Genomic DNA, 13,200 nt, shown 5'->3' with positions numbered 1-13,200 from the left:
GCGGCCCGCGAAGCCGCGGGCTGAGCCTGGCGCGCATGGCGCAACGGACGCATTTCGCCAAGTCGTACCTGAGCATGGTGGAAACCGGGAAACGTCCCGTCCCTGCGGACGTGGTCGCTTCCTACGAACAGGTCCTCGGCATTCCGTTGGTGGGCAGCCGCAGAGACCCGATGCGGCTCGCCCACGAATGGCTCGTCACCGAGTCCCCCGTGGCGACGCACACGCGTTCAGGTCGAAGAGTCGGGGCGTCTCTGGCCTCAGAGCTGGAACGTCGTGTCGTCGAACTGCGCCATCTCGATGACGTGGTGAGCAGCCGCGAACTGCTACCGGCCGTGTCGAAGGAACTGAGCGATGCGAAAAGCCTCGTGAGATCGGCTTCGTATTCCGAGATGACCGGTCGTCGGCTGTTCACCGCGGTCGGCGAACTCGCGCAACTCGCGGGTTGGATCGCCAGTGATGCCGGGGCATACGCGGACGCCCAGCGGTTCTACCTCTCCGGTGTCGACGCGGCGAGCGAGACGGGCGGCCGCGTTCTGGCGGCCCAACTGCTTTCCAGCCTGAGCTACCAGATCGCCACCGTCGGCGACCCGCGAGATGCTGCGCTGCTGGCGCGTACAGCCGCGGTGGGAGCGACCGGCGCAACTCCAGTCGTTCGCGCGCTGCTGCTCGAACGGGTCGCGTGGGCTTCGGCGAAATCACGCGACGTCGATGGGACTTGGCGTGCTCTGGATGAGGTCGACGACGCGTTCGAGGAACGTGGCGCGGATGAGCCGGAATGGGTCTACTGGCTCGATCGCGGCGAAATCGACGTGATGGCCGGTCGGTGCATGATCGGGCTGGGAGGCCCACCGACGCGGAACCGCTGCTGACCGCCGCCATCGAGAGCTATCCGCCGGAACACGCTCGCGAAGTGGCCCTGTACCTCTCGTGGTTGGCCGAGTCGCACGCGCGGGTGGGCGCGCTCGACGCCGCCCGGGACGCTGTGGCGCGGGCGCAGCACTACGCCGCGACCATGCCCTCCGCCCGCACCGAAGCGAGAATTCAAGCCGTGCAGCGGCTGCTCTGACCAGAAGCGAGCCGCGCTCCCACGTCCGACGCCACGAACCCTTCAGGCCCGGATCGCCCGCCCGAGGATGTGGGGTGCGGCCGGGTTGAGCGGTGGCGTGCCGACGTTGAAGTGCTCGACCTCGACGATGTCGAAGCCCGCCCGGCGGATGGCCGACTCCGCGTCCCGGTTGGGGTGGCAACCCCTGAAACAGCGCATCCACACGGGGGTGGCGGCGTCCTGCACGTAGGGTGCCACGTGTCCCGGCGCCCGGACGTGTTCGTAGAAGCGCAGTTCACCCCCCGGTCGCAGACAGCGGCGCACCTCGGCCAGAACGCGGTCCGGAGACGGCACCGTGCAGAGCAGGAGGCTCACGACCGCCGCGTCCTGCGACGCGTCCGCCACCGGCAGTGCGGTGGCCTCCCCCGCCACGACGTCGACGGGTATGCGCGCGACCTTGGCCGCGCCTGCGGCGAAGTCGCGCAGCACGTCGTCGGGTTCCACCGCGCGCAACTCCGCCACGTCCGGCGGGTAGTGGATGAAGTTCAACCCCTGGCCGGCGCCGATCTCGATCACGCGGCCCCGCAGACCCTCCAGCAGCTTCTCCCGAAGAACCGCCCGGCCCACTGCCTCGGCGCGGAGCTGCCGCGCACTCCGGCGCACGGAACGACGCACGCGGGAACCAGCCCCAGCGCGGGCGTCCGGCATCAGAAACAATTGCTCCGCGCGCAATTCCCACTCGAAACCAACTCTGCCGCCGCCAACGCTAGTGGAAAGCCCGCCGGGGACAAGGGACTTGGTCCTGGTTCTCCGAACAGCGCCGCGCGGAGATCCGCCGCGTCAACGGGAAACAGCAACGCACTGACGACTGCAAGGTTCGGCCGACCAAGGTGGTATGCCGGTTTATTCCAGTCCCGCGCAGCAACGAACCCGCCAACCGGCAACAGCGACGGTACACCTGCGCAGGTCCCCGCCGACCGCGTTGCGGTTCGGCGGGGACCTGCGTCCGGGCCTCAGCCCGGCTTGGAGCGGTGCGCCTCCGCGTAGTCGTGCTGGAACTGTTCTTCCAGCGCCTCGAGAGTGCGTCCCCGCGTCTCCGGCAGGTACTTCACCAGGAACACCAGCGTCGCGATGTTGACGGCGGCGAGGATGAAGAAGGTGTTGCCACCGAGCGCGTTGATGAGGATGGGGAAGGTGAACGCCACGGTGGCGTTGCTGATCCACTGCGCGAAGATCGCCACACCCATCGCGAAACCGCGCAGCCGGATGGGGAAGATCTCCGCCGTCACCAGCCAGTAGACGGTGCTGATCATGCTCTGCATGAAGAACAGGAACACGAGCATGACGGCCAGCACGACGTAGCTGCGGACGGTGGATTCCGGCAGCAGGAAGCAGCCGCCGAGCAGGACCAGTGAGACCGTGATGCCTGCCTGGCCGGTGATGACCATGGGACGGCGTCCGACCCGGCCCAGCAGGAAGATGCCGATGACGACCGACACCACCGACACGACACCGTTGGCGATCGTCGCGGTGATCGACGCCTCGGTGCCCAGCCCGGTCGCCCGCAGGATGGTCGGCGCGAAGTACATGATCGAGTTCACGCCGGTGAGCTGCACCGCGATGCCGAAGACCACGCCGACGACGACGAGCTTGCGGATCCACGGGACGCGCAGGTCGCCCCATCCGCCTTTCTCCTGCGTCGCCGCCTGCTGCGCCCGCTGCTTGATCTCGGCGAACTCCGCCTGCGCCGCCTCGGCCCGCCGGATGCGCTGCAGCACGGCCAGCGCCTCGCCGAAGCGCTGCTTGGAGGCGTACCAGCGCGGGCTTTCGGGCATGAACAGCATGCCCAGGAACAGCAGCACGGCGGGCAGCGAGGCGAGGCCGAGCATGTAGCGCCACGCGTGCTCACCCGGCCAGAGGTTGGCGATCACCGCGTTCGAAGTGTACGCCAGCAGCTGACCCGTGACGATCATGAGCTCGTTGTGGGTCACCAGCTGCCCTCGCCGGGCCGCCGGAGCGATCTCCGCGATGAACATCGGAACGGTCGCCGAGGCGCCGCCGACGGCGAAACCGAGCACGAGGCGGAAGACCACCATGATCGCGGTGGTGGGCGCCAGGGCGGTGCCCAGCGCACCGGCGAAGAAGATCACGGCGAGCAGGAGGACGGTTCGCCGCCGCCCCTGCCAGTCCGACAGCCGGCCACCGAACAGGGCGCCGAAGGCCGCCCCGAACACCAGCGAGGACGTCACCAGCCCCTCGGTGACCGGTGTGAGGCCGAGACCTCCCTGCTCCGGGCCCAGTTCCATGAACGGCAGCGCCCCGGAGATCACGCCGGTGTCGTAGCCGAACAGCAGCGCGCCCAGCGTCGCCACCGCCGCGATGACGCGGACGAACCGCGTTGGCGTGTCCGCGGCAGGAGAGTCCGGCGTGGCGAATGAGGTTCGCGGTGTCATCGTGGCCCCGCCCCTCTCCCCGCGACGCGCGGTGGGTCCGGCGGCGAGCCCACGGCGCCCCGGTCGGCAACGGCGTTCGGCCCGGCGGCGGAGCGCTCCGCCGCCCGAGCACGCGGTGCGTGTTGCGCGTTCGCCGCTGTCCTCATCGCTGACTCTCCTGGCCGAGCGGGCTCACCACCGGCCTGCCCGCCGCCGGGCGCTCGCTCCCGCTGAGGCCGCACCCGGCCAGATACTCGCGCGTGCGGACGGCGATGGGAAGCGGCACGTCCGGAGCGCACGGGTAGAGGTCCTGCTCCACGATCACGAACAGCTCCGCGTCCAGGGACGACAACGCGTCGACGACCTCCGCGGGGTTCGGCACACCGGCCGGGGGCTCGACGCAGACGCCCCGCTTGACCGCCTCGCCGAAGGAGAGGTCCTCGGCGGCGACCTGCGCGAGGACGTCCGGGTCGACCTGCTTGATGTGCACGTACCCGATGCGCTCGGAAAAGCGGCGGATGAGGTCGAGGTTGTCGCCACCGCCGTAGGACACATGGCCGGTGTCCAGGCACAGGTTCGCGTACCGGGAGTCGGTCTCGTTGAGGAACCGCTCGATCTCGGGCTGGGTCTGGATGTGGCTGTCGGCGTGCGGGTGCACGCACAGCCGCACGTCGTAGTCCTCCAGCAGGATCTTGCCGAGCTCGTCGGCCGCCTTGCCCACCGTGGCCCACTGCTCCGCGGACAGCTCGGGGTTCTCGGTGTAGCCACCGGTCTCCTCGTCGCGGTATCCGGGCGGGATGAACACCAGGTGGTGCGCGCCGACGGCGGCGGTCAGCTCGGCGACCTTGCGGGTGGTCGCCAGCATCTCTTCCCACTCGTGCGGCCGGTGCAGCGCACCGAACGTCGTACCACCGGAGACCTTCAGTCCCCGCGAACCGACCTCCTCGGCAAGCCGCTTCGAGTCGGTCGGCAGGAAGCCGTGCGGTCCGAGCTCCAGCCACCGGTATCCGGCCTGGGCGAGCTCGTCGAGGAACTGCGTGAAGTGGACCTGCTGCTCGTCTTCCGGGAACCACACGCCCCAGGAGTCGGGTGCGGTGCCGAGGCAGAGGTTGCCCGCCACGGTGCGGGCGGCGGGCCGGGACGGCGTTGTCATGGGATGAGCCCTTTCGATCGGCATGGGGGTTGAAGAACGCGTCGGTCTGGTCAGGGGAACCGGCTCCGCGCCGGGCGGAGCCGGCCGGGCCTCAGGAGACTTCTGCGGAGATCGAGGCGGCGGCGACCTCGGCGGTCGAGCCCGTCTCGGCGGCCTCGACGACCGCCTGCTGGATCCGCAGGTTGTGCAGGCCGTGGTCGAGCGGCATGCACGCCGGGAGCTCCGACCGGCCCTGCACCTCGTCCAGGAACGCTCGCGCCTGGAAGACGAACGAGTCGTTGTGGCCGAAGCCGATGCTCGCGCCGTCGAAGGGCATACCGCCACCTACCAGCGGGTGCGCGGGCCCCAGGTGCACGCGCCGGAAACCGTTGTTCTCACCGGAAACCCGGTCGTCGGCGACCCAGATCTCCGACGGCGTGCGCGCGTCGAACACCACCGTTCCGCGCTCGCAGAACAGCTGGAAGCCGGGCGTGTTCGGGTGGCCGAACGCCACGCGGGAGACGGCGATGGCACCGGTCGCCCCCGAGGCGAACCGGACGGAGTAGTTCGCCTCGTCGTCGTTCTCGACGGCGGCGACCTCGTCGCCGACCTCGGTCTGCTGGTGACCGGTCACGTGACCGAGCGGCACCGGGCGGGTCGCGACGCGGGTGGTCAGGTTCGCCCCGCCGACCGAGGCCATCGGCCCGCACACGAACTCCGCCATGTCCGCGATGTGCGACCCGACGTCGGCCAGCGCACCGGAGCCCGGCCCACCGCGGTAGCGCCAGGCCATCGGAGCCTTGGGGTCGCTGCCGTAGTCGGCCCAGTAGTGACCGTTGAAGTGCAGCGGAGCACCCAGGTCTCCCGACCGCACCATCTCGGCGATGGCCCGCACGCCAGGCGCGAACCGGAAGGTGAAGCCGACCCGCGCGAGCGCGGAGGACCGCTCGGCGGCCTTGATCATCGCGACGGCGTCCTCGGTGCTGGGCGCCAGCGGCTTCTCGCACAGCACGTGCTTGCCGCGCGCCAGCAGCTCCTCGACGATCTCGCGGTGCAGGTGGTTGGCCACCACCACGCTCACCACGTCGATGTCGGACGCCTCGGCGACCGCCTGCCACGACGTCTCGGCGCGCTCGAAGCCGTAGCGGCGAGCGGTGTCGGCCGCGACCTCGCCGTTGAGGTCCGCGATGGCGACCAGCCGCACGCCTGCGAGTCCGGCGCCGAAAACCGTCTGCGCCGACCTGTACCCGTACGCGTGCGCCCGACCGGCCATGCCCGCGCCGATCACCGCGACGCCCACCGTGTCCTGCACTCGTCTGTCCTCCCGTAGACCGTGCCGCACATCAGCGGCAGCGGGTCTTTGAATCGTGCTATTAACTCGTGCTAAGTCAGCGTGAACTGCGCCACGGTGATTTGTCAAGACATACTTGGCCGGGCGTGCACGAGCGGCGGTCTCCGGCCGTCGGCGGATTCCGGCTCGACGACAGCCCTGCCCCTTGCGATCGGCGGATTCAAGCTCGCTGACAGCCCTACCCCTTGCGAACGGCGGACTCAGGCTCGATGACAGCCCTACCCCTTGCGATCGGCGGACTCAGGCTCGATGAAAGCTCCTCCGTGCCGAATGGTTCATCGCCTACGAGGGACGACGGATCTCGCCACTGGGGCGCCCGGGCTCGGGGGCACCGGACGGCGCGGATGCCGCACGAGAGGGAGCGCTCTCGCGCTCCGCCGTGCAGGACAGGAGGGGCGTTCCCGTTAGGCCGGAGTCACCGACAGAGCGGATTGCTCCGCCAGACCGATCCGCCGCCAGACCGATCCGCCTCCAGACCAGATCCGCGACCGCCGCCAGACCAGATCCGGGACCGCTGCCAAACCCCGATCCGCCGTCCGGGCGGTTCCCGTCAGGCCGGAGGGGCCGTCGTGCCGCGCACGACCAGCCGCGGAGCCAGGGTCACCTTCCTGGCTTCGGTACGTCCCGCTTCCAGCCGGTCGAGCACCGCATCGACCGCGAGCTCGGCGAGCCGGGCCGCGTCCTGGCGAACAGTGGTGAGGTTGAGGAACGGCAGCCGGGCCACGCTGCTGTCGTCGTAGCCGACGACCGAGAGGTCGCCCGGAACGTCGACCCCGGCACGCACCAGCGAGTCGATCAGCCCGAGTGCGCAGTCGTCGTTGGCGGTGATCACCGCGGTCGGGCGGCCGGTGCGCTCCAGGAGTTGCTGCGCGGCCGCGGCGCCCGCTTCGCGGGTGTAGTCGCCGGGGATGATGTCGGCGTGTCCGGCGAGCCCGTGGCGCTTCATTCCCGCCCGGTAGCCGCGGCGGCGCTCGGCCGCGCCCGGCCGGTTGCCCGCGTCGACGTGGGCGATGGCGCGGTGGCCGAGCTCCACGAGGTGGTCGACGGCCTGGCGGATGCCCTTCGCGTCGTCGCTGCGGACCACGTCGAGGGACTTGTCGGCGACGGGGCAGGCGAGCTGGACGGCCGGGAGGTGGGCGGCAACGGCGCCCAGCGGGGCGGTGCCGCTCTCGGTGTCCAGCAGGATCAGCCCCTCGCAGCGGTGGCTGACCAGCTCCTCGACCACGCGGTCCTGCTCGCGGGTCGGCGTGAGCGCGCCGAGCGCGAGGTCGTAGCCGCGCGCAGCGGCGCACGAGTAGAGGTGCTCCACCAGCTCCACGTGGAACGGCTCGCGCATCGTGAACACGACACCGAGCTGGAGGCTGCGCTGACGCCGCAGCAGGCGAGCGGAGGTGTCGGGCGCGTAGCCCAGCTCGTCGGCCGCGAGCAGGACTTTCCGCCGGGTCTCCTCGCTGGGCCCCTCCAGTCCCCGCATCACCATCGAGACCGTGGGCCGCGACACGCCCACGCGCGCGGCGACGTCGCTCATCGTCGGCCGCCTCGACCCGCCCGCGCCGTTCGAGGCGATCTCCTGGCTCGTGATGGCCCCGCTCCTCTCCCCCACCGCACATCGCGGGCCCGGCAACCGGCAGGGGCCCGCACGGAGGCCATCATATCGTCCTGACTCGTACTAATAGCTCGAGCTAACGAAGTGCTGGCAGTGCAGGGCGGCACCACGAGCCGGCGCCGAACCGGGAATCGCCTGGTCGCACGGCTCGGCACGGTGCGAGAGAGGGATGACGCACCTTCCGGCCCGCCGGTCGGCCGGTGCCCGCGCGGACCCGGCCGACCGGCATGGCCGACGGTTTTCAGCCTGCCTTGCGGCGGCCGACGGCGTAGCCGTACTGGTCGGGCCACCGCGGCTGCTCGCCGAGCTCCTCGGCGGCCCGGTGCGCCCAGTAGGGCTCGCGCAGCAGCTGGCGGCCGAGCATGACCGCGTCCGCCCGCCCGGAGGAGACGATCTCCTCCGCCTGCGCGGGCTCCAGGATCAGGCCGACCGCCGCCGTGGAGATGCCGGCCCCGTCGCGGACCTGGGCGGCGAAGGGAACCTGGTACCCGGGCGCGGGCTTGATCTCGGCATCGGGCACCAGGCCGCCGCTGGACACGTCCAGCAGGTCCACCCCTCGCGCCTGCAGCTCCTTGGCCAGGCGGACGGTGTCCTCGCCCGTCCAGCCCTCGCGCGGGTCCGAGGGGTTCTCGGTCAGCCAGTCCGTGGCGGAGGTGCGGAAGAAGACCGGCAGCTCGTCCGGCCACACCGCCCGCACCGCGTCGACGACCTCCAGCGCGAAGCGCAGCCGGTTCTCCAGCGAGCCGCCGTAGGCGTCGGTGCGCTTGTTGGACACCGGCGACAGGAACGAGTGGATCAGGTAGCCGTGGGCGCCGTGCAGCTCGACCACCTGGAAGCCCGCGGCCAGCGCACGCCTGGCCGACTCGGCAAAGTCGCGCACCAGCTGCTGGATCTCCTCCGCGGTGAGCTCGTGCGGGACGAGGTGGTGGGCGAAGGGCTCCGCGCTGGGCGCGACGGGCTGCCAGCCTCCGTCGGCGGAAGCCAGCGGCTGGTTGCCGCGCCACGGCTTGTCGACTGAAGCCTTGCGGCCGGCGTGCGCGAGCTGGATGGCCGGCACCGAGCCGTGGGCGCGGATCGCCTCGGTGACACGGGTGAACGCCTGCTGCTGGCGGTCGTTCCAGAGGCCGAGGTCCCACGGGCTGATGCGGCCGTCGGCTCGCACCCCGGTGGCCTCCACCATCACCAGCCCCGCTCCGCCCACGGCCCGGGTGGCCAGGTGGGCGAGGTGGAAGTCCGTCGGAGCACCGACGTCCTCCCCGTCGGCGGCGGCGGAGTACATGCACATCGGCGACATCCACACGCGGTTCGGAATCTCCAGCGACCGCAGCGCGAGAGGCGCGAACAGAGCACTCACCAGTAGTTCTCCTCGTAGTCGGGGTGTGACTCGCGGGGCCTCGAGGCGACCAACGGCTTGTACGCTACTCGCCGTACTACGAGGCTTGTCAAACTACGAAGGTGTTCGTACTTTGTGGGATGAGTCGCAAGTACGGAGGTCCCGATGTCCGCCACCGAGCGAGCCACCGCGTCCGGTCGCCGGCTGGCCCACCCCGAGCGGGAGGAGATCCGCCTGGAGGCCGTCCTGCACGCGCTGGCCGACCCCGTGCGCCTGCGGATCGTGCGCGAGCTGGCCGACGGGCACAGCGAGATGGCCTGCATCGCCTTCGGCCTGCCGGTGAGCAAGTCCACCTCGACCCACCACTTCCGGGTGCTGCGCGAGGCCGGCGTCATCCGCCAGCACTACGAGGGGACCTCGCGGATGAGCCGGCTGCGCCAGGACGACCTCGACGCGCTCTTCCCCGGCCTCCTCACCGCCGTCCTGCAAGCGCACCGGCGGTCGCCGCACCTGGCATGAGCTGCCAAGGTCCGGCCGCGCCAAGGCATCGCGCGGCACGGACCCCGGCGGCGATCGAGGAACACCCGCTGAAGGGGCCGGCTCTCCCGCGTGGGATCAGACGAGGAAGGTGAACAGCGGGCTGTCCGGTGGCACGCGCTCGACGCGGTGCGGGACCTTCTCCATCCGCCGCATGAGGGGCTCGAGATCCTCGGGCGCGCCGAGCTCGATGCCGACCAGCGCCGGACCGGTTTCGCGGTTGTTGCGCTTGACGTACTCGAACAGGGTGATGTCGTCGTCCGGCCCGAGCACGTCGTCGAGGAACCCGCGCAGGGCACCCGGCTCCTGGGGGAACTCCACCAGGAAGTAGTGCTTGCGGCCCTGGAACACCAGCGCCCGTTCGACGATCTCGGCGTAGCGGCTGACGTCGTTGTTGCCGCCGGACAGCACGCAGACCACCGTCGCGCCCGGTTCGAGACCGAGGCCGGAGTCCAGCGCCGCCGCGGCCAGCGCGCCCGCGGGTTCGCTGATGATGCCGTCGGACTGGTACAGGTCGAGCATCTCCACGCAGATGCGGCCCTCGGGCACGGCGACCATCCGAGGCGTCCGCGACGCCGTGATCGCGTAGGTGTGGGTGCCGACCGTGCGCACCGCGGCGCCGTCGACGAACGGGTCGATGTCGGTCATCGTCTCCGGCCGCCCGGCGTCCAGCGCGAGCGCCATGCTGGCCGCGCCGGCGGGTTCCGCGCCGATGATCCGCACCTCCGGGTGGGTCTCGCGCAGCCAGGCGATGGTGCCCGCGAGCAGCCCGCCGCCGCCCACCGGGACCACCACCGCGTCCGGGGTGCGGCCGAGCTGATCGACGACCTCCCGGACCACGGTGCCCTGGCCCGCGATCGTGCGCGGATCGTCGAAAGCGGGGATCAACGTCGCGCCCGTCGAGTAGGAGTACTCCTTGGCCGCCGCCGCGGCGTCGTCGTAGGTCTCGCCCTCCACGATCATCCGCACGTGCTCGCCGCCGAACGAGCGGACCTTGTCGCGCTTCTGCCGCGGCGTCGTCCTCGGCAGGTAGACCCGGGCGCGCACGCCCAGCGAAGCGCACGCCAGGGCCACCCCCTGACCGTGGTTGCCCGCGCTCGCGCAGACCACGCCGCGCTCGCGCTCCTCGGCAGAGAGCTGGGCGATGAGGTTGTAGGCGCCGCGCGCCTTGTAGGAACGCACGGCGAGCTGGTCCTCGCGCTTGAGCCAGACGTTCAGTCCGTACCGCCCGGACAGCCGCTCGCTGCGGTGCAGCGGGCTCGGCCCGATCACGCCCGCGAACCGGCCGGCCGCCGCCTCCACGTCCGGAGCGCCCACCACACCGGACTCGCTGACCTCGCTCACCAGATCTCCTCCTGCCGTATCTTCGGGACATGGCTGCCCGAGACGAGCCCGCGCCGCACGCTACCGAGACGGGTACCGGTACCAAGCAGGCCCCGTTGCTCGTCCTGGGCAAGATCGCGGAGATCCTCAACGCGTTCACCCTCGCCCGGTCGTCGATGACCCTTCGTGAGATCCAGCAACGGACCGGGCTGCCCGCGTCCACCGTACAGCGCCTGGTCACGAACATGGTCGCCCACGGGTTCCTCGACCGCGCGGGGGACAAGATCCGGATCGGTGTCCGGATGGCCTACTGGGCGGGCGCCGCCGCCAAGGACCTCGACGTGCTCGAGGTCGTCAACCCGGTGCTGAAGAACCTGCGCGACCAGACCGGCGAGACGGCGTGCTTCTTCCGCGCCGAAGGCACCCAGCGGGTGTGCGTCGCGGTCGCCGAGACCCACCACGCCCTGCGCCGGGAGATGTCGGTGGGCAAGATCGCGCCGATTCCCGTCGGCTCGTCCGGGCGTGTGCTGCTGGCGTGGAACCCCGAGCTGGCCGAGCGGGTGCTGCAGGAGGAGCTGCCGCAGCTGACCGACAGCACGGTCACCGACCGCGACGAGCTCCGCAGGCTGCTCAAGCAGACCCGCGCCGAGGGGTACGCCATCACCGTCGGCGAGCGCATCGACGGAGCCTCCGGGCTGGCGGCCCCGGTGTTCGACTCCGCGGGCGACCTGCTCGGGGCGCTGATGATCCAGGGACCGACCCTGCGCATGCCCGCGGAGAAGTGCGTCGAGTGGGTGGACACGCTGGTGGAGCACGCCGAGCAGATCACCCGCGCGATCGGTGGCCGCTACCCCTCCTGAGCCCCGCGCTCGGCTCGTCGGACGAGATGGCCGCGATGCCTGACACGCGCCCCTTCCCGCTCCCCTGACCGCATGCGCATCGGATACTTCCGATCTTGTATTGACTCACATCGTGGGCAAGTGCTCATAATGCGGGTAATATTGCTGCTGAATGCGCGCAGCGAAGTGCAACGGAGCACGGAAGAACGGACGCGCGAATGTCTGACACGGCAATCCTGATCAACACCGCGGTCGCGGTAGCGGCCATCGTGGTGCTGATCGTCAGGTTCAGGTTCAACCCGGTCGTAGCCCTGGTCCTGGGCTCCTGCTACCTCGGGCTCTCCGCCGGCCTCGGAGCCGAGGAGACGGTCACCGCGATCACCAAGGGTTTCGGCGACATCATGGCCGAGATCGGCCTGCTCATCGCGTTCGGCGTGCTCATGGGCGCCGTCCTGCGCGACCTGCGCGCCATCGAGCGGCTGGTGGACGCGCTGCTGCGCGCCGTGGGGCCCCGGCGCATCCCGCACGCCATGGCCCTGACCGTCGCGACCTTCCTGCAGTCGATCTTCCTCGACGTGCTGCTGGTGATCTCGGCACCGCTGGCCAGGGCCATCGCGCCGAAGCTCGGCCGCTACGGGACCGCGCGGATGGCCACCGCGCTGGCCATCGGCCTGGAATGCGGAATCGTGTTCACCGTGCCCGGTGTCGGCGCGCTGGCGCTGGCCGCGCTGCTGCACGTCCCGCTCGGCACCTACCTGTTCTACGGGCTCGTCGTGGTGATCCCGACCGTGGCGATCTCGATCTCGGTGACGACGTTCGCGCTCACCCGCGGCTGGTGGAAGCCGGAGGTCGACGAACTGCCGCTCCCCGACACCGCCGCCGCTCCCGCCGCACAGGTCCGCAGCGAGGGGCCCGGCACCCTGGCCGCACCCAGCACGCGCAGGCAGGCCCCTCTCCTGCTGTTGTTCACGCCGCTGCTCGTCTCGCTCGTGCTGATCGCCGCGGGAGCGCTGGCCGACGTGCTCGAATGGAAGAACCCGGTGGTCTCCTTCCTGTCGAGCCCGGTCGTGGCCCTGATGCTCGGCCTGGTCGGCACCTGCTTCATCGGCAGGCGGTTCATCGGCCAGCCCGCCGTCGAGGAGTCGCTCGGCCGCGGGCTGCGCGACAGCGGCCAGATCCTGCTGCTCAACGGTGTCGGCGGCTGCCTCGCCGGAGTCATCCAGCAGACCGGGCTCGGCGACATCCTCGGAAAGCACTTCGCCGCCGACACCTGGGCCCCGCTGGTCCTGGTCTGGCTGATGGCGGCCGTCCTGCACGTGGCGGTCGGGTCGGTGACGATCTCGGCGATCACCTCGGCCGGCCTGCTGGCACCGCTGGCACCGGTGCTCGGCCTCGACCCGGTGCTGATCGCGCTGGCCGCGGGCGCCGGATCGCTGTTCATGGTGCACCTGACCAGCAACACCTTCTGGCTCCTGCAGTCGCTGCTGGGCCAGACCACCCGCGGCACCCTCAAGACCTGTTCCGCAGGCGTCTCCGTCGCCTCGGTCGTCGCGATGGGCCCGGTCCTGGCACTCAGCCTGGTCCTGTGACCGGCGGCGCCCG

General features: G+C 70.8%; 12 protein-coding genes. 5 read left to right on the top strand and 7 right to left on the bottom strand.

The window, feature by feature from the left end; all coding sequences use genetic code 11:
- The first annotated feature begins 35 nt into the window (after positions 1–35).
- Both HUO13_RS17275 and HUO13_RS37510 read left to right on the top strand, forming a co-directional pair.
- On the top strand, positions 36–869 hold the full coding sequence (locus HUO13_RS17275; protein ID WP_249124951.1) for a helix-turn-helix domain-containing protein: 834 nt from the start codon (positions 36–38) through the stop codon (positions 867–869).
- Positions 870–910: 41 nt separating this feature from the next.
- Positions 911–1,066: a hypothetical protein gene (locus tag HUO13_RS37510; protein ID WP_249124950.1), complete on the top strand. Its 156-nt coding sequence runs from the start codon at positions 911–913 to the stop codon at positions 1,064–1,066.
- A gap of 42 nt (positions 1,067–1,108) precedes the next feature.
- On the opposite strand, the gene HUO13_RS17270 is transcribed toward HUO13_RS37510, so the two are convergent.
- From HUO13_RS17270 to HUO13_RS17245, 6 genes are all read right to left on the bottom strand, one after another.
- Positions 1,109–1,720 (bottom strand): class I SAM-dependent methyltransferase, encoded by a 612-nt coding sequence (locus HUO13_RS17270; RefSeq protein WP_249124949.1) that lies wholly within the window; start codon positions 1,718–1,720, stop codon positions 1,109–1,111.
- A 338-nt stretch (positions 1,721–2,058) separates the two neighbouring features.
- Complete coding sequence (locus HUO13_RS17265) at positions 2,059–3,498, bottom strand: sugar porter family MFS transporter (protein ID WP_211902334.1); 1,440 nt, start codon at positions 3,496–3,498, stop codon at positions 2,059–2,061.
- A 142-nt stretch (positions 3,499–3,640) separates the two neighbouring features.
- Complete coding sequence (locus HUO13_RS17260; RefSeq protein ID WP_211902333.1) at positions 3,641–4,630, bottom strand: TIM barrel protein; 990 nt, start codon at positions 4,628–4,630, stop codon at positions 3,641–3,643.
- Between the two features lie 91 nt (positions 4,631–4,721).
- Complete coding sequence (locus HUO13_RS17255; RefSeq protein ID WP_249124948.1) at positions 4,722–5,921, bottom strand: Gfo/Idh/MocA family protein; 1,200 nt, start codon at positions 5,919–5,921, stop codon at positions 4,722–4,724.
- A 589-nt stretch (positions 5,922–6,510) separates the two neighbouring features.
- On the bottom strand, positions 6,511–7,488 hold the full coding sequence (locus HUO13_RS17250) for a LacI family DNA-binding transcriptional regulator (RefSeq protein WP_211902332.1): 978 nt from the start codon (positions 7,486–7,488) through the stop codon (positions 6,511–6,513).
- A gap of 319 nt (positions 7,489–7,807) precedes the next feature.
- Positions 7,808–8,920 (bottom strand): NADH:flavin oxidoreductase/NADH oxidase, encoded by a 1,113-nt coding sequence (locus HUO13_RS17245; protein ID WP_211902331.1) that lies wholly within the window; start codon positions 8,918–8,920, stop codon positions 7,808–7,810.
- A gap of 144 nt (positions 8,921–9,064) precedes the next feature.
- Between HUO13_RS17245 and HUO13_RS17240 the strand changes: the two genes are divergently transcribed.
- The gene (locus HUO13_RS17240) at positions 9,065–9,418 is read left to right on the top strand and encodes an ArsR/SmtB family transcription factor (RefSeq protein ID WP_211902330.1); all 354 of its coding nucleotides are present in this window, start codon (positions 9,065–9,067) and stop codon (positions 9,416–9,418) included.
- Between the two features lie 96 nt (positions 9,419–9,514).
- On the opposite strand, the gene ilvA is transcribed toward HUO13_RS17240, so the two are convergent.
- Entirely contained in the window at positions 9,515–10,780 is a 1,266-nt protein-coding gene (ilvA, locus tag HUO13_RS17235; RefSeq protein WP_211902329.1) for a threonine ammonia-lyase IlvA, read from the bottom strand.
- Positions 10,781–10,809: 29 nt separating this feature from the next.
- On the opposite strand from ilvA, the gene HUO13_RS17230 reads away from it, so the two are divergent.
- Together HUO13_RS17230 and HUO13_RS17225 are read left to right on the top strand one after the other, a co-directional pair.
- Complete coding sequence (locus HUO13_RS17230; protein WP_249124947.1) at positions 10,810–11,619, top strand: IclR family transcriptional regulator; 810 nt, start codon at positions 10,810–10,812, stop codon at positions 11,617–11,619.
- A 197-nt stretch (positions 11,620–11,816) separates the two neighbouring features.
- Complete coding sequence (locus HUO13_RS17225; RefSeq protein ID WP_211902328.1) at positions 11,817–13,187, top strand: GntP family permease; 1,371 nt, start codon at positions 11,817–11,819, stop codon at positions 13,185–13,187.
- Positions 13,188–13,200: the final 13 nt, after the last annotated feature.

This window comes from Saccharopolyspora erythraea, assembly GCF_018141105.1.
Taxonomy (GTDB): Bacteria; Actinomycetota; Actinomycetes; order Mycobacteriales; family Pseudonocardiaceae; genus Saccharopolyspora_D; species Saccharopolyspora_D erythraea_A.
This window is presented reverse-complemented; position numbering and strand designations above follow the sequence as displayed.